Raw genomic sequence first — 19,563 nt, forward strand, 5'->3', positions numbered from 1 at the left:
CAGCAGGATCAACGCTTGTTCAGCGACTTGATCACCTTGTCCAGTACACCGTTGACAAACTTGTGGCTGTCATCGGCAGCAAAAGCTTTGGCCAGCTCGATCGCTTCGTTGATGACCACGCGCGGCGGTACATCATCACGACGGGTCAGCTCGTAGGTCGCCAGACGCAGGATCGCCTTGTCCACCATGTCCACTTCTTCCAGCGGACGGGAGAGGAAAGGTGCAAACACCTTGTCCAGCTCGCTGCAGTGGAGGGCTACCCCGAACAGCAGATCGCGGAAATAGTTCAGGTCTACACCCTTGGTGTCCTGATCGATCTTGAACTGCTCTTCGATGTCACCCACGTTAGCCTTGGTCATCTGCCACTGGTAGATGGCCTGGGTGGCGCAATGGCGGGCTTTACGGCGCTCAGACGGTTTCAATGTACTTCTCCTCGTTACACGTCCAGTTCTTTCAGGACGTTGATCATTTCGAGCGCTGCCAGTGCAGCCTCTGCACCCTTGTTACCCGCCTTGGTACCTGCACGCTCGATGGCTTGTTCAATGTTTTCAGTGGTCAGCACACCGAAGGCAACGGGAATTTCATATTCCATCATTACCTGGGCCATGCCCTTGCTGTTCTCGTTTGCCACCAGGTCGAAGTGGTAGGTGCCGCCACGGATGACAGTACCGACCGCCACGATGGCGTCGTATTGACCACTCTTGGCCAGCTTCTTGATGACCAATGGCATTTCAACCGCGCCCGGCACTTTTACCAGTGTCAGGTTGCTGTCCTGCACTTGACCTTGACGCTTCAGTACGTCCACCGCGCCGTTCACCAGACTGTCGTTGATGAAGCTGTTGAAACGGGCAACAACAATAGCAACGCGCGCCTCAGGAGCGGCGATATTTCCTTCGATAACCTTCATTGGAAATCCTGTATCTGTGCAATCAAAAGGGCCGGAGTCAAAAGTGCGCACATTCTAGCACAACAGACCCACGACAAAAACCATGGCCGCAATAGACGGCCATGATCGCGATGTAACCAGTCCGGCGCACTTGCTCGCCGGTAAATTCCACGACTTCCAGACCGAAACCGCCCGGAAGGGGATGGTACTTCTCTGGTAGTATGTTACTCGCCGATGTACTCAACCACTTCCAGACCGAAACCGCCGAGGGCATGGTACTTCTTCGGCGAGCTCAACAGGCGCATCTTGCTCACGCCAAGGGCCTTGAGGATCTGGGAACCCACACCAACACGGCGCGAGGTGCCTTGCCACTTGGCTCCTTCCGGCGCCAACCCCTTGTCGGCGGCTTCAAAACCCTTGACCCTAGCCAGCAGCTCGGCGCCATGGGATTCCGCCCCCAAAATCACCAGCACGCCGCCCTCGTCAGCGATGCGGGCCATGGATTTTGGCAGCGGCCAGCTTCGGGCTGCATGGCGGTCGGTCAACAGCAGATCGCTCAGCACATCGTGCAGATGAACCCGCACCAGGGTCGGCTGATCGGCCTGTACCTCACCCTTTTTGAGGGCGAAGTGCACCTGATTGTCGATGGTATCGCGGAAGGTGATGAGATCGAACTCGCCAAACTCGGTGGGCAGCTTGCACTCGGCCACCTTCTCGACCGTGGTCTCGTGCTGGTTGCGGTACTCGATAAGGTCGGCGATGGTGCCGAGCTTGATGCCGTGCTCCTCGGCGAACAGCTCCAGATCCGGACGGCGCGCCATGGTGCCATCTTCGTTGAGGATCTCGACGATGACGGCGGCAGGCTCGAAACCGGCCAGACGGGCCAGATCACAGCCCGCTTCGGTGTGACCGGCACGGGTCAGCACGCCGCCATCCTGCGCCATCAGCGGGAAGATGTGGCCCGGCTGCACCAGATCGGCCGCCTTGGCATTGGCCGCCACAGCCGCCTGCACGGTCACCGCGCGATCGGCGGCGGAGATACCTGTGGTCACCCCTTCTGCCGCCTCAATGGAGACGGTAAAGGCGGTGGAGAACTGAGCATTGTTGCGATCCACCATCAGCGGCAGCGCCAATTGCTTGCAGCGATCCCGGGTCAGGGTCAGGCAGATAAGGCCACGGCCGTAGCGGGCCATGAAGTTGATATCCTCCGGACGGACGCAGGAGGCGGCCATGATGAGGTCCCCTTCGTTCTCCCTGTCCTCGTCATCCATCAGGATCACCATCTTGCCAGCCTTGATATCGGCAATGATTTCCTGGGTTGTGCTCAGCGCCATGGGCTACTCCATCAGTGTGCTTGGGGGTTGAGCCCGCAGGCTCAACGCAAATGCGTGTGTATGTTGCTCTAGATTGGGGCTAGCGGCTCCATTTCAATCAGAGCGGGATCACAGAAAATCGTTTTGGTGGCCAGATTCAGCGCACACCGTCAGAGAAAACCGGCCTTGGCCAGCGTCTCCATGGTCAGGGTCGAGGCGCTGCTCTCCTGACTTTTCCCCATCATCAGCCGCTCCAGATAGCGGGCGATCTGATCCACCTCGAGGTTGACCTTGTGGCCCGGCTTCCAGCTGGCGATGGTGGTCTCCTGGGCTGTGTGGGGCACGATGGTCAGACGGAAAAGGTCCCCCTGCACGGCGTTGACGGTGAGGCTGATGCCATCTACCGCAATGGAGCCCTTCTCGGCGATATAGCGGGAGAGCTCGCCCGGCGCCTTGATCCAGTACTCGATGGCGCGGCCGCTGCTGGAGACGCTTTTCACCTCCCCTACCCCGTCCACGTGGCCGGAGACCAGATGGCCGCCGAGGCGGGAGGTGGGCATCAGAGCCTTCTCGAGATTGACCCGATCGCCCACCTTGGCGGCGGCAAAGCCGGTTCGGGAGAGGGTTTCCAGCGACACGTCGGCGGTATAGCTCTTGTCGCCCAGCGCCACCACGGTGAGGCAGACGCCGTTGGTGGCGATGGAGTCGCCCAGTTTGACGTCGCTAAAATCCAGACCTGGTGCGTGGACGGTGAGGGCCATGTCATCGCCCTGACGACGCAGTTCGGCCAGGGTTCCCACCGCTTCGATAATTCCGGTAAACATGCAGATCACCTTGCTGATGACGGGGGCTGATTATGCCCCCTTGAACATTGATAAATCAGGCTATTTTGGCGGTAATGCGAATATCCGGCCCCACCATGCGCACGTCCTTGATGGCGAGCTTGGGCGCCTGGAACAGCCGGGTCAGGCCCGGCAGATGGAACAGGCCGCGCCCTTCGTCACCCATCAGTTTGGGTGCCTGATAGAGCACCAGCTCATCTACCAGCCCTTTTTCCAGCAGAGCGCCGCAGAGCCGCGGGCCCGCCTCGATGAGTACCGAGTTGACATTCTGCTTGGCCAGCAGCATGAAGAGGCTGACCAGATCCAGCTTGCCATCCAGCAGCGGCAGCTCCAGCTGCTGCACCCACTCGGGCCACTCGCCGGACGCCTTGTGACGGGCCAGCAGCACTGGGCTCTCGCTCTGGAACAGCGGCAAGTCGGGTGTGAGGCGGTTTTGCGAGTCGACGATGACCCGCAGCGGCTGGCGCAGGGTCTCTTTGGGATAACTTGCCTTGACCGAGGGGGAAGCTCGTCCCAGCGCACGGTCAGAGAGGCACCGTCAGCCAGCACGGTTTCGGCGCTGGAGAGCACCGCATCGTGGCGGGCCCGCAGCCGCTGCACGTCACGGCGCGCATCCGGGGAGGTGATCCACTGGCTCTCGCCGCTCGCCATGGCGGTGCGGCCATCGAGGCTGGCCCCCAGCTTGACGGTCACCCGCGGGAAGGCGGTACGCATCCGCTTGAAAAAGCCCGGGTTGAGCGCTTCGGCTTCACTCGCCAGCAGGCCGAAATCGGTCTTGATCCCCGCTTCGGAGAGCATCCGCAGCCCGCGTCCGCCCACCTGGGGATTGGGGTCAACCATGGCCGCGACCACTCGGGCTACACCGGCCTTGATCAAGGCTTCAGCGCAGGGGGGAGTACGGCCGTGGTGGGAACAGGGTTCGAGGGTCACATAAGCGGTGGCGCCACGGGCGTTGTCACCGGCGGCGCGCAGGGCGTAAACCTCGGCATGGGGCTCGCCCGCCTTCTGATGCCACCCTTCGCCAACCGCCACGCCATCTTTGACCAGCACGGTGCCGACGCAGGGGTTGGGGGCCGTGGTGTAGCGACCGCGGCGGGCCAGTTCGAGGGCCCGACTCATCCATTGGTAATCATCTTGACTAAACATTCGGGCTCCTTTGACAACACATCTCGGCTTTACGCAGTATCGTAGGTTCGATTAGCGCAGCGTAATCGGACGCGGCAACATGGGTGAGAATGGCGGTTTACTTCTCCAGCTTGGCAATCTCTTCACCGAACTCGCGAATATCTTCGAAGCTGCGATAGACGGAGGCAAAGCGGATATAGGCCACCTTGTCCAGACTCTTGAGCTCATCCATCACCAGATTGCCCACCAGCTCGGAGGCGACTTCGCGCTCGCCGGTGGCACGCAGACGGGATTTGATATGGTTGACCGCCTTTTCGATGGCCTCCATGCTCACCGGCCGCTTCTCCAGCGCCCGCAGGATGCCGGCACGCAGCTTGTCTTCGTTGAACGGCTCGCGGGAACCGTTGGACTTGATGACGCGGGGCATCACCAGCTCGGCCATCTCGAAGGTGGTAAAACGCTCGTGACAGAGCAGACACTCACGACGGCGGCGCACCTGATGGCCTTCTGCCACCAAGCGGGAATCGATCACCTTGGTATCAACCGCACTACAGAATGGGCAATGCATCGGACCTCCGGCGTTAATGGAACAGGGACCGGCCCGGCGGGCCAGGATCTAGGTCGGCCAGTGTAGCACGGCCATCCAAAACCGGTAAAAGCCAGAAAAAACAATGCCACCCGCAGGTGGCATTGGTCTCAAACCGGATGGTCTGACTTATCAGCCATAAACCGGGAAGCGGCGGCAGATATCCAGCACCTTCTCGCGCACGGTGGCCAGCACGGCATCGTTATCGTGGTTGTCCAGTACGTCGCAGATCCAGTGGGTCAGCTCGATGGACTCGGCTTCCTTGAAACCGCGGCGGGTAATGGCCGGGGTACCGATCCGCACACCGGAGGTGACGAACGGGGAACGCGGGTCGTTGGGCACGGAGTTCTTGTTGACGGTGATGTTGGCTTTGCCCAGCGCAGCGTCAGCATCCTTACCGGTCAGCTCGCGGCCGATCAGATCAACCAGCATCAGGTGGTTGTCGGTACCGCCGGAGACGATCTTGTAACCGCGCTCGATAAAGGTGGCAGCCATCGCCTTGGCGTTTTTCACGACCTGAGCCTGATAGGTCTTGAACTCCGGCTCCAGCGCCTCTTTGAAGGCAACGGCTTTACCGGCAATGACGTGCATCAGCGGGCCACCCTGACCACCCGGGAAGACGGCGGAGTTGAGCTTCTTGTAGAGCTCCTCGTCGTCAGCGGCGGAGAGAATCAGACCACCGCGCGGACCGGCCAGGGTCTTGTGGGTGGTGGAGGTGACCACGTGAGCGTGGGGAACCGGGTTCGGGTAAACGCCAGCGGCAATCAGACCAGCCACGTGGGCCATGTCGACAAACAGGTAGGCACCGACCTTGTCGGCGATTTCGCGCATGCGGGCCCAGTCAACGATGCCGGAGTAGGCAGAGAAGCCACCGATCATCATCTTCGGCTTGTGCTCGACAGCCTGACGTTCCATGTCGTCGTAGTCGATCTTGCCGGACTCATCGATACCGTAAGGCACGATGTTGTAGAGCTTGCCGGAGAAGTTGACCGGAGAGCCGTGGGTCAGGTGACCACCGTGGGCCAGGTTCATGCCCAGTACTGTGTCGCCCGGCTGCAGCAGGGCCATGTAGACGGCACTGTTGGCCTGGGAGCCGGAGTGCGGCTGCACGTTGGCGTAAGTGGCACCGAACAGCTCTTTGGCGCGCTCGATAGCCAGGGTTTCGACCACATCCACATACTCGCAACCACCGTAGTAACGCTTGGAGGGGTAACCTTCGGCGTACTTGTTGGTCAGCTGGGAGCCCTGGGCTTCCATGACACGGGGGCTGGTGTAGTTCTCAGACGCAATCAGCTCGATATGCTCTTCCTGACGACGGGTTTCGTCTGTGATGGCCTGCCACAATTGCGGATCATAATTGGCGATGGTCATGTCACGTTTCAACATCCGTTTCTCTCCTGAAAATCGTTTGCGCGTTAGGTGAAGTGGGCGCGGGCATTGTAACGTGAGCTGGATCAAAGAGACAGTCCAACCACCTAAAAAAATGTTGAATTTATGTTGTAAAAAGCAAGATTCCCTCCCAGTTCAATACTCTGGCCGCTCCGCCAAACGGCACATTTTTCATCCCGCTGCGGGCGGGCAAAACCCGAAGGGGATCACAACGCCCTCTTTATCCATCCTGTAACATATTCATTCGAAACAAATTTAATGATGATGGAGCTGATTGCAGCCATGCATCCGAGGGGCTGCACCTAACCGGAGGAGTTCAAGATGGACCATCTGCTGACATTCGTGATCCTGGCTGTCTTTTTTCTGTTCTACTGGGTCTACTACACCAGCCAACGCAAACATCTCCCCACCACCTCGTGGGATCAACTCCCCACCAAAGCCGAATATCTGGCGGCCCACCCTGAATCAGTCGATGGCGACATCATCTTCTGTTATCACTGCGGCCACCACGAGTTGCTGGAGGTAGGTATGGTGCACCTGACCGATTTTCGCCGGGAATGGGTCTGCGCCAAGTGCAAGCAGGTGCTATTTCGGGAGATCGAATAACGGCGCAGGGGCTGGCCACCCTCCCTAAACGCCGTACATCGCCAGCAGGGATCAGAACGGCGCATCCCTGTTGGCCACCAGCCACTGCTGCAACCCGCTCAACGCCGCGTCAAATTGCGCCCCGATTGCCGCAGCCTCACCGCCCCCCGCCTCAAGAGCAGCACAGTGGCTGGCAAATTCGGTCAACCCCAGCGCCAGCGCACTCCCCTTGAGCTTGTGCGCCAGCTGACGTTGCTCTTTCCCCTCACCCTGAGCCAACTTATCTACCAACACCCGCCCTTGCGACTCAAACAGCGCGACCAGCTGGCGGATCCGCGCCATGCCGAGCAGGGGCAGATCGGCATCCAGTACCGGATTGGCCCACCCGGGCTGGTTAGTTGGGGGCACGGCTACTGATAACTGCACCTGCGGCTCGATAGAGGCCCCTTCTTGCCGAAATAGTTGATCTATGGCGTTCGCCAGCACCGCCAGCCGCACCGGCTTGCCGACAAAATCGACAAACCCGGCGGCAAGGCAGTGGCGGATATCCTCCGGATACATCTGGGCCGAGATGGCGATGGCGGGCAGCGGCCGCTCATGCATCTCCTCGCTGATGGCGGCCAGATCCTCGCGCAGGCTCATGCCGTCCATATCGGGCAGATTGATATCGAGCAGCGCCAGCTCGAAGGGATGCTCGGTCACCAGCGCCAGTGCGCTGCGACCATCCTCCGCCAGGGTGACGCGATGGCCGAGGCGGGTCAGCATGCCGTGCGCCACCAGCCGGTTGATCTCGTTATCCTCCACCAGCAGGATGTCGCGGGACTGACCAAGGTGCAGCGGCTGTGCCTCGGCGGGCAATTGAGCACTCGAGCGTTGCAAGGGCAGGCTGAAGCTGAATTCACACCCCTTGCCCGGTTCGCTGGCAAGGATCAGCTCGCCCCCCATGGCGGCCACCAGCTTGCGGCTGATCGCCAGTCCTAGCCCGGTGCCGCCCTGATGGCCTATATCGCGCTTGCGCTGGCGAAACGCCTCGAACACCGCCTCCTGCTCATCGCCCGGAATGCCGGGGCCGGTATCGCGCACCATGAAGCGGATGCAGGGCTCGGCGCAAGGACCTTGGCAGGCAAGAGGCGCTACCATCAGGGTAATCTGGCCACGGGCGGTAAACTTGACCGCATTGCCGAGCAAGTTGCCGAGCACCTGGCGCAGCTTGCCCAGATCTCCCTCGACCACAGGCGCCAGCCCGGGCGCATATTCCAGCGCCAGAGTGACCCCCTTGGCCGCAGCCTTTGGCCGAAACAACGCGCTGAGCTCATCCACCAGCTGGAACAGGGGGAAGGGTTCGCGGCGTGCCTCCACATGGCCCGCCTCTATCTTGGAGTAGTCGAGAATGTCGTTGAGGATCTCCAGCAGGGATTCGCCGCTGTGCTCGATGGCGGCCAGATAGCGCTGCTGGGTATCGCTGAGATGGGTATCTTCCAGCAGTGTCAATCCGCCCAGAATGCCGTTCATGGGGGTGCGGATCTCGTGGCTCATGGTGGCGAGAAACACCGACTTGGCGCGGTTGGCCTGCTCTGCCTCGGCGCGGGCCTGCCGCTGCTTCTCCACCTCCTCATTGAGCCGCTCGTTGGCGTGGCTGAGCTGGCCAGTGCGCTCCTCGACCCGCGACTCCAGCTCGCGCTGATAGCGGCCCAGCTCCACCGCATTGTCACGAAACACCTGCAAGGCCCGGCCCAGCTCCGCCAGCTCATCGCGTCCCGCTCCGGCGATCGGCTCAAGGGGAGCCAGATCTCCGCGAGCCAACCGGCTCATCCCCGCCACAGCCCGTTGCAGCGGCCAGACGATCCGGCCATAGACCATGCGCCACATCAGCAGCATCAGTAGTAGCAGGGTGAGCAGGCCAATGGCCATCAACGCCTGCTCCAGCAGCCTGAGACGCTGGCTTAGCGCCTGCTGGCTCTGCCCCAGCGAATCGCGGGCACGGCTGACCAGCTCTCCGACTTGCTGGTTGAGACTGCTCATCAGGGCTTCATTGGCATTGGCCAGCACCCGCAGCGCCTCCCCCTTGCCGAGCCAGTCACTGCGCAGTTGCACCAGCTTGTCGCTCTGCGCCAGCACGGTCAGCGCCTGCTCCACCGCCTGACGGCGAGCCGGATCGGTCACCGCACCGGCTCGCAGTTGCAAGATAGCAAGCTCCCGCAGCCCCTCTTGCAATAGCGTTTGCAACTGTTCCTGTCGTTCGCTGCGCCACATCTCCTCGATGCGCTGCTGCTGCATCAGGGTACGATGACGCAGCTCGGTCATCTGCTCCAGCCAGTCAAGATCTTGCTCCAGCAGGCGGTCCAGCGTCCGGGTCGCCTGCGCACCTTGCTGTTGGTAGAGGGAACCCAACCCCGCCACCATCACGGTTTCGGCGTTCTCCATCTGGCTTCTCGCCAGCTCGGCGATCTGCCCAGCCGCCGCCACCAGACGGGCCCGCTGCGCCTCCCCCTGCGCCATCAGGGTCAGTCGCTCTCCCACCAGCCAGCCCTGCTGACCCAGATTACCGATAATGCTCTTGCTGAGCTGATCGAGGCTTGTTGAACCCTGCCCACGGCCAAGTTGTGCCAGTACCTGCTGCAACTGTTGCCCCTGCAGAGTGAGCAAGCGCCCCTGATGCGCCCGCTCCTGCTCGCTGGTTGCGGTGGCCAGCAGCCGTGACGCGCTCTGGATCTCGCCGCTGAGGCGAGAGAGCGTGCGGGCCAGCTCCTGATCGGCCAGAGTCTGCTGCACCCCTTGCTCCAACTGGCGCAGATGGCTAAGCCCCACCCAGCCCAGCAGTGAGGCACTCAGGGTCAGCAACGCCATCAGGGAGAAGGCCAGCAGCAACTTGCCACCCAAGCCAGAAAAGATTCTCACGGGAAGTCCCTTGGTTGTGGTCGGCTTTGACCGGATAATATGGCCCAACACTTTAACAAAACCCCTGACCATGCGAAGCGTCTATCTCTCCCCGTTGTTGCTGATCTGGTTGCTAATGCTTCCCCGCGCCGCCCTCGCCTTTGCGGTCGATATCTGGACCGGCGGCGAATTCAGCGGCAAGCCGGTGCGCCAGCAGTGGCAGGAACCGGCCGCCGCAACCAAACCGCTGACCCTCTGTGCCCTCTACCCCCATCTGCGCGACGCCTACTGGCTTTCGGTCAATCAGGGCATGGTAGACGAGGCGAAGCGGCTGGGAGTCAAGTTGCAGATCCACGAAGCAGGGGGTTACGGCGCCCTCGCCGAGCAGCGCCAGCAGTTGCTGCGCTGCGTGCAGGAAGGGAGCGATGCCATCTTGCTCGGCGCGGTGAGCTATCAGGGCCTGCGCGAGGCAATCAAGGCCACGCCGCTGCCGCTCTTTGGACTGGTCAACGATCTGCCCAGCGGTCTGGTGCAGGCCAAGGTGGGGGTCTCCTGGTACCAGATGGGCTGGCAGATTGGCCACTGGCTGGCGCAGCGTCACCCCGCCGGCAGCAAGCCGGTCTCGGTCGCCCTCTTCCCCGGCCCGCAGGCGAGTGGCGGCAACAACTTCGTAGAGCCGGGCTTTGCCGATGCCATCAAGGGGAGCGCCATCAAGCTGGTCACCACCGAGCGCGGCGACAACAGCCGGGAAATCCAGCGCACGCTGGTGCAGCAGACGCTGGCCCGCTATCCCGACCTCGACTATCTGGTGGGGGGCGCCATCGCCGCCGAAGTGGCGGTCAACGAGCTGGCGCAGCGCCATCTCGACAGACCACGGGTGCTGAGCACCTACTTCAGCCACGGGATACAGCGGGGACTGCGCCGGGGCAAGATCCTGGCCGCCAACAGCGATCAGATGCGGCTGCAGGGGCGCCTTGCGGTCGCTCAGGCGGTCTGCCTGCTGCAACACCCTGATGCCAGTGCCGAACAGTGTCCGCGGGTGATGGGGCCACCCATTCTGACGCTGTCTGCGCCGCTGGCCGACCCCGCAGATTCCCTCTCGGATGGCGCTTTTCGTCCCGTCTATCGGGTCGAATAGCCGTTCCAAATCCGATTAGCACACTCAAGGAGAAGAGATGAAAGAGTTACATGCAAGCTGCCTGTGCGGCGCCATCGCCCTGACCCTGCCGGATCAGTTCGACTATATGGGGAACTGCCACTGCAGCGAATGCCGCAAGTTTTCAGGGGGAGATTACGCCTCGGTCGGCGGACTGGATGGCAACAAGGTCACCATTGTGAAGGGGGAAGAGGCCATCAGCCGCTACCGGAAATCGGCAGAGACCACCCTGGCCTTCTGTCGTCACTGCGGCTCCAGCCTGTTCAGCCAGAAGAGCAGCAGCGGCAAGATCAATCTGCGACTAGGGGTGCTGGACGATGTACCGAGCCAGCGACCCGCGTTTCACATCTTTGTCGGCTCCAAGGCGCCCTGGCACCAGATTGGCGACGACTGCCCGCAATTTGATACCCGCCCGCCGGTCTGAGAGCCGGTCAAACAGGTCAAGGCCACCGCAACGGGGTCAGGAGGCTATCTCACCGGCAAACAGATAGCCTTCACCATGGACGGTGACAAACAGCTGGGGATCCCGCGGATCCGCTTCCATCTTGCCGCGCAGCCGCCGGATCAACACGTCTATGGTGCGATCGCTCGGGCCATCGCCGCGATGGCTGATAAGGGTCAGGATCCGCTCCCGACTGAGCACCCGCCCGGCATGGGCGACAAAGGCCACCAGCACTTCATATTCGGCCTTGGTCAGACGCACCGGCACTCCGTCCTTGCTGAGCTGGCGGCGGGGAATATCAAAACGCCAGGGGCCAAAGCGCACCGCATCGTCAGCCACCGCAGGCTCGCTCGGCGCGGCGGCCGCCAGCGAGATCCGCCACAGCAGATTCTTGACCCGCACCAGCAGTTCCCTGAGCTCGAACGGCTTGGTGACATAGTCGTCGGCCCCCATCTCGAGGCCGACAATCCGGTCCACCGCATCGCTGCGGCCGGTGACCAGAATGATCCCCACCGTGCTGCGCGCCCGCAGTTCACGGGTCAGCAGCAGACCATCTTCTCCCGGCAGGTTGATATCCAGCATCACCAGATCGACCGTCTGCTCCGCCAGCACGGCGCGCATCTCCTGGCCATTTTCGACCGCCGTCACCCGATAGCCCTCCCGCTCGAAATAGCCGGTCAGCTTCTCGCGGGTAACCGCATCATCTTCAACAACCAGAATGTGGTAGCTCATGGGCAGGGTTCACGATGGTCGACAAGGGAGGATTATTCTATTCACATTTTGTCATAAATACCCCTATTTCATTAATTTGTGGCGGCAGCCCTGTTCACAACGCCTCCCTATCATGGCTCCCATCAAAAAAGTGATGTGAGAGAGCATGATGAAAAAACTGTGGCACTTCCTGCGCACCCCCAGCCGTCGCTGGTCGGTACTGGCACTGCTTCTGGTGGGCGTCGGCGTCACCCTCGCGGGCACCGTCGGCCTGCACTACGGCTTTGAGAAAACCAGCAGCCTCGAATTCTGTATCTCCTGCCACTCCATGAAAGACACCGTCTATCCGGAGTACAAGGAGTCCATCCACTTCAAGAATGCCTCAGGGGTACAGGCGGTCTGTACCGACTGTCACCAGCCGAAGGATTTCGTCGGCAAGGTGGCCCGCAAGATGGAGGCAGCCAACGACCTCTATCAGGAGTACATAGGCCACAGCATCGACACCCAGGAGAAGTTCGAGGACCGGCGCCTGCATCTGGCCGAGAAGGTGTGGGCGCGGATGAGTAGCCAGAACTCCAAGACCTGCAAGTCCTGCCACAGCTACGACAACATGGATCACGCCAAGCAGTCCCCGGCGGCTGCGCTGGCGATGAAAGATGCGGCGGCGAAGAACATGAACTGCATCGAGTGCCACAAGGGCATCGCCCACGAACTGCCCAACATGGCGGGCGGCTTCCGGGCCACTTACGCCACCCTGGTCAACGACGCGCAAGAGGCGCCAGCCACCGAGACCCTCTACAACCTGGGTGAAAAAGATCTCTATGCCAGCGAACAGAGCAGCGACCCGGTCGGCAAACTGCTGCCCGCCTCCCGCATCGACGTGGTGGACCGCAGCGGCGATCGCCTCAAGGTGACCATCGAAGGGTGGCGCGAGAGCGATGGCAAGGGCCGGGTGCTGAGCGAATACATGGGCAAGCGGGTCTTCGTCGCCACCATCCGTGACGAACTGAAAGCGAGCGAGAAAGTGCTCAAACAGGAGACCGACAGCGCCACCCATATCAAGTGGGAACAGGTTCAGGTGCAAGCCTGGGTCGATGGCAAGGGCTTTGAGTCCTCGCTCAAGCCAATCTGGGATTACGCCGGCGAGATGTACAAATCCACCTGCAACTCCTGCCACGGCGCGCCGGATCCCGCTCACTTCACTGCCAACGGCTGGATCTCGGGGCTCAAGGCGATGTCTGCCTACTATCGCCTGAGCAAGGAAGAGGAGCGCACCCTGCTCAAATACCTGCAAAACCATGCCGCCGATACCGGTGGTCAGGGCAGCCACTAAGTCCGGATTCGAAAGAGGAATAACAAGATGATCAATATTTCCCGTCGTGGTTTTCTGGGTGGCTTGCTGGCCAGCGGTGCCTCTGCCCTGATCGGCCCCTCCCTGCTCGGTCGCGCCGTGATGGCCGCCGAGTCTGGCGACAAGCTGGTGCAGTCCGGCTCCCACTGGGGCGCCTTCCGTGCCCGGGTGGTCGATGGCCGCTGGGTCGAGACCCTGCCGTTCGAGCACGACAAGCACCCCACCGACATGCTCAAGGCCTTGAGTGAGGTGGTCTACAACCCCTCCCGCATCCGCTACCCCATGGTGCGACTGGACTGGCTGCGCAAGGGCCACCAGTCCGACACTAGCGAACGCGGCCAAAACCGCTTCGTGCGGGTCACCTGGTCCCAGGCGCTCGATTTTTTCTATCACGAGCTGGAGCGGGTACAGAAGACCTATGGCCCGAGCGCCCTCTATGCCGGCCACTCCGGCTGGCAGTCGGTGGGCAAGCTGCACTCCGCTGGCGCCATGCTGGGGCGTGCCATGAACCTGCACGGCACCTATCTGGCCAAGGCCGGTGACTACTCCACCGGTGCCGCCCAGGTGATCCTGCCCCACGTGGCGGGCGCCATGGAGGTGTATGAGCAGCAGACCTCCTGGCCGCTGGTGCTGGAACACAGCAAAACCATCGTTATCTGGGGCTCAGATCCCATCAAGAATCTGCAGGTGGGCTGGCTGGTGCCGGATCACAGCGTCTACGACTACTGGGCACAGCTGAAAGAGAAGGTGGCCAAAGGCGAGATCCGGGTGATCAGTGTCGACCCGGTCAAATCCAAGACCCAGAAGTACCTCAATTGCGATCAGGTGACCCTGAATCCGCAGACCGACGTACCGCTGATGCTGGGCATCGCCCACACCCTCTACAGCGAGAAGCGCCACGACGAGGCGTTTCTGAAGAACTACACCACTGGCTTTGACAAGTTCCTGCCCTATCTGCTGGGCACCAGCGATGGTCAGGTGAAGGATGCCGAGTGGGCCGCCGCCATCTGTGGCGTCCCTGCCGAGACCATCCGCGAGCTGGCCCGCGCCATGAGCAGCGGCCGCACCCAGCTTATCGGCGGCTGGTGTGTGCAGCGCATGCACCACGGCGAGCAGTACGCCTGGATGCTGGTGGTTCTGGCCTCGATGATTGGCCAGATCGGCCTGCCGGGGGGCGGTTACGGCTTTGGCTGGCACTACAACGGGGCGGGCACCATCACCTCCAGCGGCCCCATCATGTCCGGTTTCAGCTCGGTCATTCCCGGGGTCAAGCCGCTCCATGACGGCGACTGGAAGGGCTACTCCAAATTCATTCCGGTGGCCCGTTTCGTCGACTGCATCCTCAATCCGGGCAAGCAGATCGCCTTCAACGGCCAGACCATCACCTACCCCCACATGAAGATGGCGGTGTTCTGCGGCAACAACCCGTTCCACCACCAACAGGATCGCAACAAGATGGTCGCCGCCTGGCGCAAGCTGGAAACCGTGGTCAGCATCGATCACCAGTGGACCGCCAGCTGCCGCTTCGCCGATATCGTGCTGCCCGCCACCACCACTTATGAGCGGGATGACATCGAGCAGTGGGGTTCTCATTCCAACGCGGGCATTCTGGCCATGTACAAGGTGGTGGAGCCGCTGTTCGAGGCGCGCGATGACTACGACATCTTCGCCGATCTCTGCCGTCGCTTCGGTCGCGAGGCCGAGTTCACCGGTGGCAAGAGCAAGCTGGAGTGGATCCAGAGCATCTATGACGACGCCCGCCTGCAGGGTCGCGGTATCGGCATTCGTCTGCCCCGTTTCAGCCAGTTCTGGCACGGGGAAGGCTTCGTCACCTTCCCGGCAGGCCAACCCTGGGTGCGCCACGAGTCGTTCCGTCAGGAGCCGGATCTGGAACCCCTCGGTACCCCGTCTGGCCTTATCGAGATCTACTCCAAGACCATCGCCGACTACGGCTATGGGGATTGCCCGGGCCACCCGGTCTGGATTGAACCCTACGAGCGCTCCCACGGCGGGCCGGGCAGCAAACAGTACCCGCTGCACCTGCAATCCTGCCACCCGGACAAACGGCTGCACAGCCAGCTCTGCTCCTCCGACAACTACCGAGCCACCTACACGGTGCAGGGGCGCGAACCTGTCTATATGAATCCGCAGGATGCCAAATCCCGCGGCCTCAAGGACGGCGATCTGGTGCGGGTGTTCAACGGCCGCGGTCAGGTATTGGCCGGGCTGGTGGTGAGCGATGACTACGCCCCCGGCGTGGTGCGCATTCAGGAAGGAGCCTGGTATGGCCCGCAAGAGGGCGGCAAGGTAGGGACTCTCTGTACCTACGGCGATCCCAACGTGCTGACTGCCGACATCGGCTCCTCCAGCCTGGCGCAGGCCACCACGGCCCATACCGCGCTGGTGGAGATCGAGAAGTTCCGCGGGCAGGCACCTGCTGTCACCGCCTTCGGCGCGCCGGAATCGGCCAAGGGCATCGACCCCATGTTCCCGGCACTCTGACCCCGGGGGGACGAAAGCACCCCCTTGAGTTTCCTTTATTTTTAAAGTCGTTAGAATCGGGAGCCATCAAGGCTCCCGATTGCCATCCACGGAGGAAAAATGCAGGAATTTATGGCTACCAGCGAACGCAGGGCCGAACTCTACTGGTGGTTCTCCACCCTGTTCGCCGCCGAACTCAGTGATGAGCAGATCGCCGAATATGACACCTATGATGTGCGAAGCTTCCTGAAAAGCCTCTCCACCCTGGATCCGATGCGCGAAGCCGTGGCCGAACTCAACGACGCCATCGCCCGCCTGCTGGTGCGCCCGGATCGCCAGCTCGAACTCGCCGCCGACTTCGCCGGTCTGTTTCTGGTGGATCCCAAGCAGGGCGCCCTGCCCTACGAATCGCTCTACCGTGGCGAGGCCAAGCTGCTGATGCAGGCCCCGATGGCCGAGATGCAGGCCCGCCTCGATCGCCTCGGCATCAATGTTAGCGATAAATACAAAGAGCCTGCCGACCATCTGGCCATCGAGCTGGATCTGATGGGCAATCTCATCATCCGCGCAGCGGAAGCCAAGAGCGCGGCCGAGCGGGAACGCTGGCTCGACGAGCAGGAAGCGCTGCTGCACGGCCATCTGCTGGGCTGGTTTGACAAGTTCGAAAGCGCCTGTCGCGCCGCCGACCGGTTTGGCTTCTACGGCGCCAGTGCCCGTCTGCTGGGGGTCTTCCTCAAGATGGATGCCAACTACCTCTCTCTGGTCAAACCGGCACCGTCTGCCGACTGAGGCCGCGATGAAGACAGCCCTGCTTCTGATTGCATGCTGGCTGCTGGCCCTGATCCCGCTGGATCAGGGCATTACTCCGCTGATTGCGCTGCTGTTCAACCCGGATCGCGAGCTCTATGGCACCGCCCAGCTCACCGGCTTTGCCGGCATCCTGCTCACCCTCTACCTTGCCAATCTCGGCGTCGAGGTGGTGTTGCGCCGCCGCTTCCAGATTGCCGGCATGCTGGCGCTGCTGGCCGCCTGGATCGACTTCATCAACAGCAGCGGCAGCGAGTCGCACTTCCTGCTGCTCTATCTGCTTGCCCTCCCGTTCCATCTGCTCGGCTGGCTGGTACTGGTGCGCGGCATTCAGGCGTTTGGTCGCCAGAAGGGATAACCACTCGCCCCCTTTTTCCACCCTTTTTATCAGGTTTTTCTGCCTATTCTTGCCGTCAAAACAACCAGATAACTCCGCTTGACTCCCGGCCAAACAGTTCGTGCCATACTGACAACTGATGCAAGTGATAAAACAATCAATGCCGAGGTCATCATGGATGGGAAACTTTTCAACGCCGACACCGAGGCAATGTTGACCCAGCTGTCAGATCACACCGTCCTGGAACAGCTGATGGATAATGCCCCTCTGGGCATCGGCGTCTTTGACTGCGAATTTCGCTACCGTAAAGTCAATCAGGTGCTGGCCGACATCAATGGCAAGAGCATCGAGGAGCATCAGGGCAAGCACCTCCGAGAGGTGGTTCCCAAGCTGGCACCGACGCTGGAGCCCATGTTTCAGCAGATCATGCGAAGCGGCATGCCCTACGTGGATATCGCCATCACGGGCCAAACCGCGGCGTACGACAGCAGCTCCCGCCGCTTTCAGGCCACCTACAGCCCGATGCGTGATGAGAAGGGAGAGCTGAACGGCATCCTCGCCATCGTGCGGGACATCACCGAGCAGTACGAAACCGAACAACGGCTGCAACTGGCAATGCGAGCGGCCCAAATCGGGGTGTGGGAGTGGCACGTAGCGGAGGACAGATTACTGTTCGACGGTCAAATTGAGCCGCTGCTGGGCATCGAGGCCAACCAATTCCACGGCGGGCTGCAAGCGTTCGTCGACTGTTTTGAACCGGAATCCGGCAGCCAGCTCAAGGCCGCCCTGCAAAGTCATGACCCCATCCATCTCACCCTGAGCTACCTCACCGCGCTCAACGAGCGCCACTGGGTCGATATTCATGCCGACCATGTCCCCGCCACCGAGTCGGTCGGCCACCGGGTCATGGGGGTCATTCACAATGCCACCGCCCGCCGCCGTCAAGAGGAGCGGCTCCATCAGGCCAACGTGGTATTCGATACCACGGCCGAGGGGATCATCATCCTCGACAGCGAGCACCATATTCTGTCGGTCAACCCGGCCTTCACCATGCTGACCCAATACAATGCCGAGGAGGTGATTGGCCGCACCCCGGATATCATCATGCATCCCAGGCGCTACACCGACCTCGACTATCCCTGGTATCACCTGCGCCCCGGCAACAACGCCTGGCATGGCGAGATGGTTTGTCTGCGCAAGGATGGCAGCTACTTCTCCTCCTGGCAGCAGATCAGCGCTGTCTATGACAACTTCAACAACACTACTCACTATGTGATCGCCCTATCCGACATCAGCGCCATTCGCAAGGTGGAGGCCGAACTGAATCACCTTGCCTATCACGATCCCCTGACCGAGCTGGGCAATCGTCATCTGTTGCAGGAGCGGCTAGCCCTTGAGCTGAAAACCGCGCAGCTCAATCGCAAACGGTTGGGGCTGCTCTTTATCGATCTGGATGGCTTCAAGCTGATCAACGACAGCCTGGGCCACGGAGTTGGCGATGAGCTGCTCAAGCGGCTGGCAGAGAGGATCCGCAGCTGCCTGCAGCACAACGATCTGGCGACCCGCCTCGGGGGAGACGAGTTTCTGGTGCTGATCCCCTATCTGGAGGAGCCTGACGAGCTGGCAACCCTGGCCAATACCCTGCTGACCGTGTTGCGTGAACCGGTTGAGCTGGCCCATGAGCTGGTGGCGATCTCGGCAAGTATCGGTATCGCCATCTATCCGGATCATGCAGACAGCCCGGAAACCCTGGTCAGCGCCGCCGACAGCGCCATGTACGAGGCGAAAAGTCAGGGGCGCAACGGATTCCAGTTCTATACCCCCTGCATGGCGGCTCGAGCCCGCGAGCGGATGCAAATTGAGCAGGGTCTGCTCAAGGCCCTGGAGCTCGAACAGCTTTGCATTTTCTATCAACCCATGACCAATCTGGCCAACGGCCACCTGAGTGGACTGGAAGCCCTGCTGCGCTGGCAGCACCCCAATGAGGGGATTATAGCGCCGACCCGCTTTATTCCGGTGGCAGAGGAGTGCGGCCTGATCGAGAAAATTGGGGAGTGGGTGATGCGCAACGCCTGCGAGCAGGGACAAAACTGGCTGGCCGCCGGACTGCCGGTGCCTCGCTTGTCAGTCAACGTCTCGGTGCGGGAGATGCGCTCCCCGGGCTACGTTGAACGGGTCGCCGCCATTCTGGCCGAGACCGGATTTCCGCCAGAACGGCTGGAGATAGAGGTGACGGAGAGCATCATCCAGCGGGTCGAACAGAGTCTGGATCTCTTTACCCGCCTGAAAAATCTCGGCGTGCAGATTGCCATCGATGACTTTGGTACCGGCTTCTCGTCACTGAGTCTGCTCAAGACCCTGCCGATCGATCGCATCAAGATCGACCGGGCGTTTGTGCAAGCATTACCGGAGGACAAGAACAGTCGGGAGCTCTGCCGCACCATCATCAATCTGGCCGACAGTCTGGATATGGAGGTCACCGCCGAAGGGATTGAAACCAAGGCACAACACGCCTTCTTGCAGTCACTCAACTGCGGCGAAGGACAGGGTTATCTGTTCAGCAAACCACTGCATGTCGAACATATGGGAGATCGCCTGCATCAACGCTACGTCTCATAGCGGCAGGCAATCATCATCACCAGCCGGTCGGCATCCGCCTCCTGGCTGCCGACCGG

The 19,563-nt window shown here is 61.3% G+C and carries 16 protein-coding genes and 1 pseudogene; 8 read left to right on the forward strand and 9 right to left on the reverse strand.

The genetic code is table 11. The features are described from left to right. Nucleotides 1-8: 8 nt before the first annotated feature. The 7 genes and pseudogenes from nusB to glyA all read right to left on the reverse strand — a co-directional run bounded on the left by nusB (nucleotide 9) and on the right by glyA (nucleotide 6,138). Complete coding sequence (nusB, locus tag ACTG19_RS08335) at nucleotides 9-422, reverse strand: transcription antitermination factor NusB (RefSeq protein ID WP_005343514.1); 414 nt, start codon at nucleotides 420-422, stop codon at nucleotides 9-11. Nucleotides 423-436: 14 nt separating this feature from the next. Further along, the gene (ribH, locus tag ACTG19_RS08340; RefSeq protein ID WP_005338866.1) at nucleotides 437-907 is read right to left on the reverse strand and encodes a 6,7-dimethyl-8-ribityllumazine synthase; all 471 of its coding nucleotides are present in this window, start codon (nucleotides 905-907) and stop codon (nucleotides 437-439) included. Between the two features lie 203 nt (nucleotides 908-1,110). Beyond that, nucleotides 1,111-2,220, reverse strand: coding sequence for a bifunctional 3,4-dihydroxy-2-butanone-4-phosphate synthase/GTP cyclohydrolase II (gene ribBA, locus ACTG19_RS08345; RefSeq protein ID WP_113739055.1), 1,110 nt, complete (start codon nucleotides 2,218-2,220; stop codon nucleotides 1,111-1,113). 149 nt (nucleotides 2,221-2,369) lie between these two features. After that, nucleotides 2,370-3,023, reverse strand: a complete 654-nt coding sequence (locus ACTG19_RS08350) for a riboflavin synthase (protein ID WP_113739056.1) — start codon at nucleotides 3,021-3,023, stop codon at nucleotides 2,370-2,372. Nucleotides 3,024-3,078: 55 nt separating this feature from the next. Beyond that, nucleotides 3,079-4,187: pseudogene (gene ribD / locus ACTG19_RS08355) on the reverse strand (bifunctional diaminohydroxyphosphoribosylaminopyrimidine deaminase/5-amino-6-(5-phosphoribosylamino)uracil reductase RibD). A 97-nt stretch (nucleotides 4,188-4,284) separates the two neighbouring features. Beyond that, entirely contained in the window at nucleotides 4,285-4,734 is a 450-nt protein-coding gene (gene nrdR, locus ACTG19_RS08360) for a transcriptional regulator NrdR (protein ID WP_005338880.1), read from the reverse strand. A gap of 150 nt (nucleotides 4,735-4,884) precedes the next feature. Next, nucleotides 4,885-6,138: a serine hydroxymethyltransferase gene (gene glyA / locus ACTG19_RS08365; RefSeq protein ID WP_005338884.1), complete on the reverse strand. Its 1,254-nt coding sequence runs from the start codon at nucleotides 6,136-6,138 to the stop codon at nucleotides 4,885-4,887. Nucleotides 6,139-6,462: 324 nt separating this feature from the next. Here glyA and ACTG19_RS08370 point away from each other — a divergent pair, with 324 nt between their 5' ends. Continuing rightward, entirely contained in the window at nucleotides 6,463-6,747 is a 285-nt protein-coding gene (locus ACTG19_RS08370) for a hypothetical protein (protein WP_100654434.1), read from the forward strand. 51 nt (nucleotides 6,748-6,798) lie between these two features. On the opposite strand, the gene torS is transcribed toward ACTG19_RS08370, so the two are convergent. Next, nucleotides 6,799-9,624, reverse strand: coding sequence for a TMAO reductase system sensor histidine kinase/response regulator TorS (torS, locus tag ACTG19_RS08375; protein ID WP_113739058.1), 2,826 nt, complete (start codon nucleotides 9,622-9,624; stop codon nucleotides 6,799-6,801). A gap of 70 nt (nucleotides 9,625-9,694) precedes the next feature. Between torS and torT the strand changes: the two genes are divergently transcribed. Next, on the forward strand, nucleotides 9,695-10,741 hold the full coding sequence (gene torT / locus ACTG19_RS08380) for a TMAO reductase system periplasmic protein TorT (RefSeq protein WP_439988967.1): 1,047 nt from the start codon (nucleotides 9,695-9,697) through the stop codon (nucleotides 10,739-10,741). A 37-nt stretch (nucleotides 10,742-10,778) separates the two neighbouring features. Next, complete coding sequence (locus ACTG19_RS08385) at nucleotides 10,779-11,183, forward strand: GFA family protein (RefSeq protein WP_064338669.1); 405 nt, start codon at nucleotides 10,779-10,781, stop codon at nucleotides 11,181-11,183. Between the two features lie 36 nt (nucleotides 11,184-11,219). On the opposite strand, the gene torR is transcribed toward ACTG19_RS08385, so the two are convergent. Further along, nucleotides 11,220-11,933, reverse strand: a complete 714-nt coding sequence (gene torR, locus ACTG19_RS08390; protein ID WP_042080622.1) for a two-component system response regulator TorR — start codon at nucleotides 11,931-11,933, stop codon at nucleotides 11,220-11,222. 145 nt (nucleotides 11,934-12,078) lie between these two features. Between torR and torC the strand changes: the two genes are divergently transcribed. The 5 genes from torC (at nucleotide 12,079) to ACTG19_RS08415 (ending at nucleotide 19,507) form a co-directional block, all read left to right on the forward strand. Further along, the gene (torC, locus tag ACTG19_RS08395) at nucleotides 12,079-13,245 is read left to right on the forward strand and encodes a pentaheme c-type cytochrome TorC (protein WP_083243727.1); all 1,167 of its coding nucleotides are present in this window, start codon (nucleotides 12,079-12,081) and stop codon (nucleotides 13,243-13,245) included. Between the two features lie 27 nt (nucleotides 13,246-13,272). Continuing rightward, nucleotides 13,273-15,765 (forward strand): trimethylamine-N-oxide reductase TorA, encoded by a 2,493-nt coding sequence (gene torA / locus ACTG19_RS08400; protein WP_139740025.1) that lies wholly within the window; start codon nucleotides 13,273-13,275, stop codon nucleotides 15,763-15,765. Nucleotides 15,766-15,864: 99 nt separating this feature from the next. After that, nucleotides 15,865-16,533, forward strand: a complete 669-nt coding sequence (gene torD / locus ACTG19_RS08405) for a molecular chaperone TorD (protein WP_058057287.1) — start codon at nucleotides 15,865-15,867, stop codon at nucleotides 16,531-16,533. Nucleotides 16,534-16,540: 7 nt separating this feature from the next. Continuing rightward, nucleotides 16,541-16,909, forward strand: coding sequence for a hypothetical protein (locus ACTG19_RS08410; protein ID WP_005349490.1), 369 nt, complete (start codon nucleotides 16,541-16,543; stop codon nucleotides 16,907-16,909). Nucleotides 16,910-17,062: 153 nt separating this feature from the next. Continuing rightward, on the forward strand, nucleotides 17,063-19,507 hold the full coding sequence (locus ACTG19_RS08415; RefSeq protein ID WP_439988968.1) for a sensor domain-containing protein: 2,445 nt from the start codon (nucleotides 17,063-17,065) through the stop codon (nucleotides 19,505-19,507). Nucleotides 19,508-19,563 lie beyond the last annotated feature (56 nt).

This window comes from Aeromonas sp. 3P (assembly GCF_051919745.1).
Classification (GTDB): Bacteria; Pseudomonadota; Gammaproteobacteria; order Enterobacterales; family Aeromonadaceae; genus Aeromonas; species Aeromonas veronii.

Bases quoted from the DNA above. Each gene is read 5' to 3' on its own strand.
- torA (WP_139740025.1), top strand. From the start codon at position 13,273: ATGATCAATATTTCCCGTCGTGGTTTTCTGGGTGGCTTGCTGGCCAGC.
- ACTG19_RS08410 (WP_005349490.1), top strand. From the start codon at position 16,541: ATGAAGACAGCCCTGCTTCTGATTGCATGCTGGCTGCTGGCCCTGATC.
- torC (WP_083243727.1), top strand. From the start codon at position 12,079: ATGATGAAAAAACTGTGGCACTTCCTGCGCACCCCCAGCCGTCGCTGG.
- torR (WP_042080622.1), bottom strand. From the start codon at position 11,933: ATGAGCTACCACATTCTGGTTGTTGAAGATGATGCGGTTACCCGCGAG.
- ACTG19_RS08415 (WP_439988968.1), top strand. From the start codon at position 17,063: ATGGATGGGAAACTTTTCAACGCCGACACCGAGGCAATGTTGACCCAG.
- ACTG19_RS08385 (WP_064338669.1), top strand. From the start codon at position 10,779: ATGAAAGAGTTACATGCAAGCTGCCTGTGCGGCGCCATCGCCCTGACC.
- ACTG19_RS08370 (WP_100654434.1), top strand. From the start codon at position 6,463: ATGGACCATCTGCTGACATTCGTGATCCTGGCTGTCTTTTTTCTGTTC.
- ACTG19_RS08350 (WP_113739056.1), bottom strand. From the start codon at position 3,023: ATGTTTACCGGAATTATCGAAGCGGTGGGAACCCTGGCCGAACTGCGT.
- ribBA (WP_113739055.1), bottom strand. From the start codon at position 2,220: ATGGCGCTGAGCACAACCCAGGAAATCATTGCCGATATCAAGGCTGGC.
- torD (WP_058057287.1), top strand. From the start codon at position 15,865: ATGCAGGAATTTATGGCTACCAGCGAACGCAGGGCCGAACTCTACTGG.
- ribH (WP_005338866.1), bottom strand. From the start codon at position 907: ATGAAGGTTATCGAAGGAAATATCGCCGCTCCTGAGGCGCGCGTTGCT.
- glyA (WP_005338884.1), bottom strand. From the start codon at position 6,138: ATGTTGAAACGTGACATGACCATCGCCAATTATGATCCGCAATTGTGG.
- torT (WP_439988967.1), top strand. From the start codon at position 9,695: ATGCGAAGCGTCTATCTCTCCCCGTTGTTGCTGATCTGGTTGCTAATG.
- nrdR (WP_005338880.1), bottom strand. From the start codon at position 4,734: ATGCATTGCCCATTCTGTAGTGCGGTTGATACCAAGGTGATCGATTCC.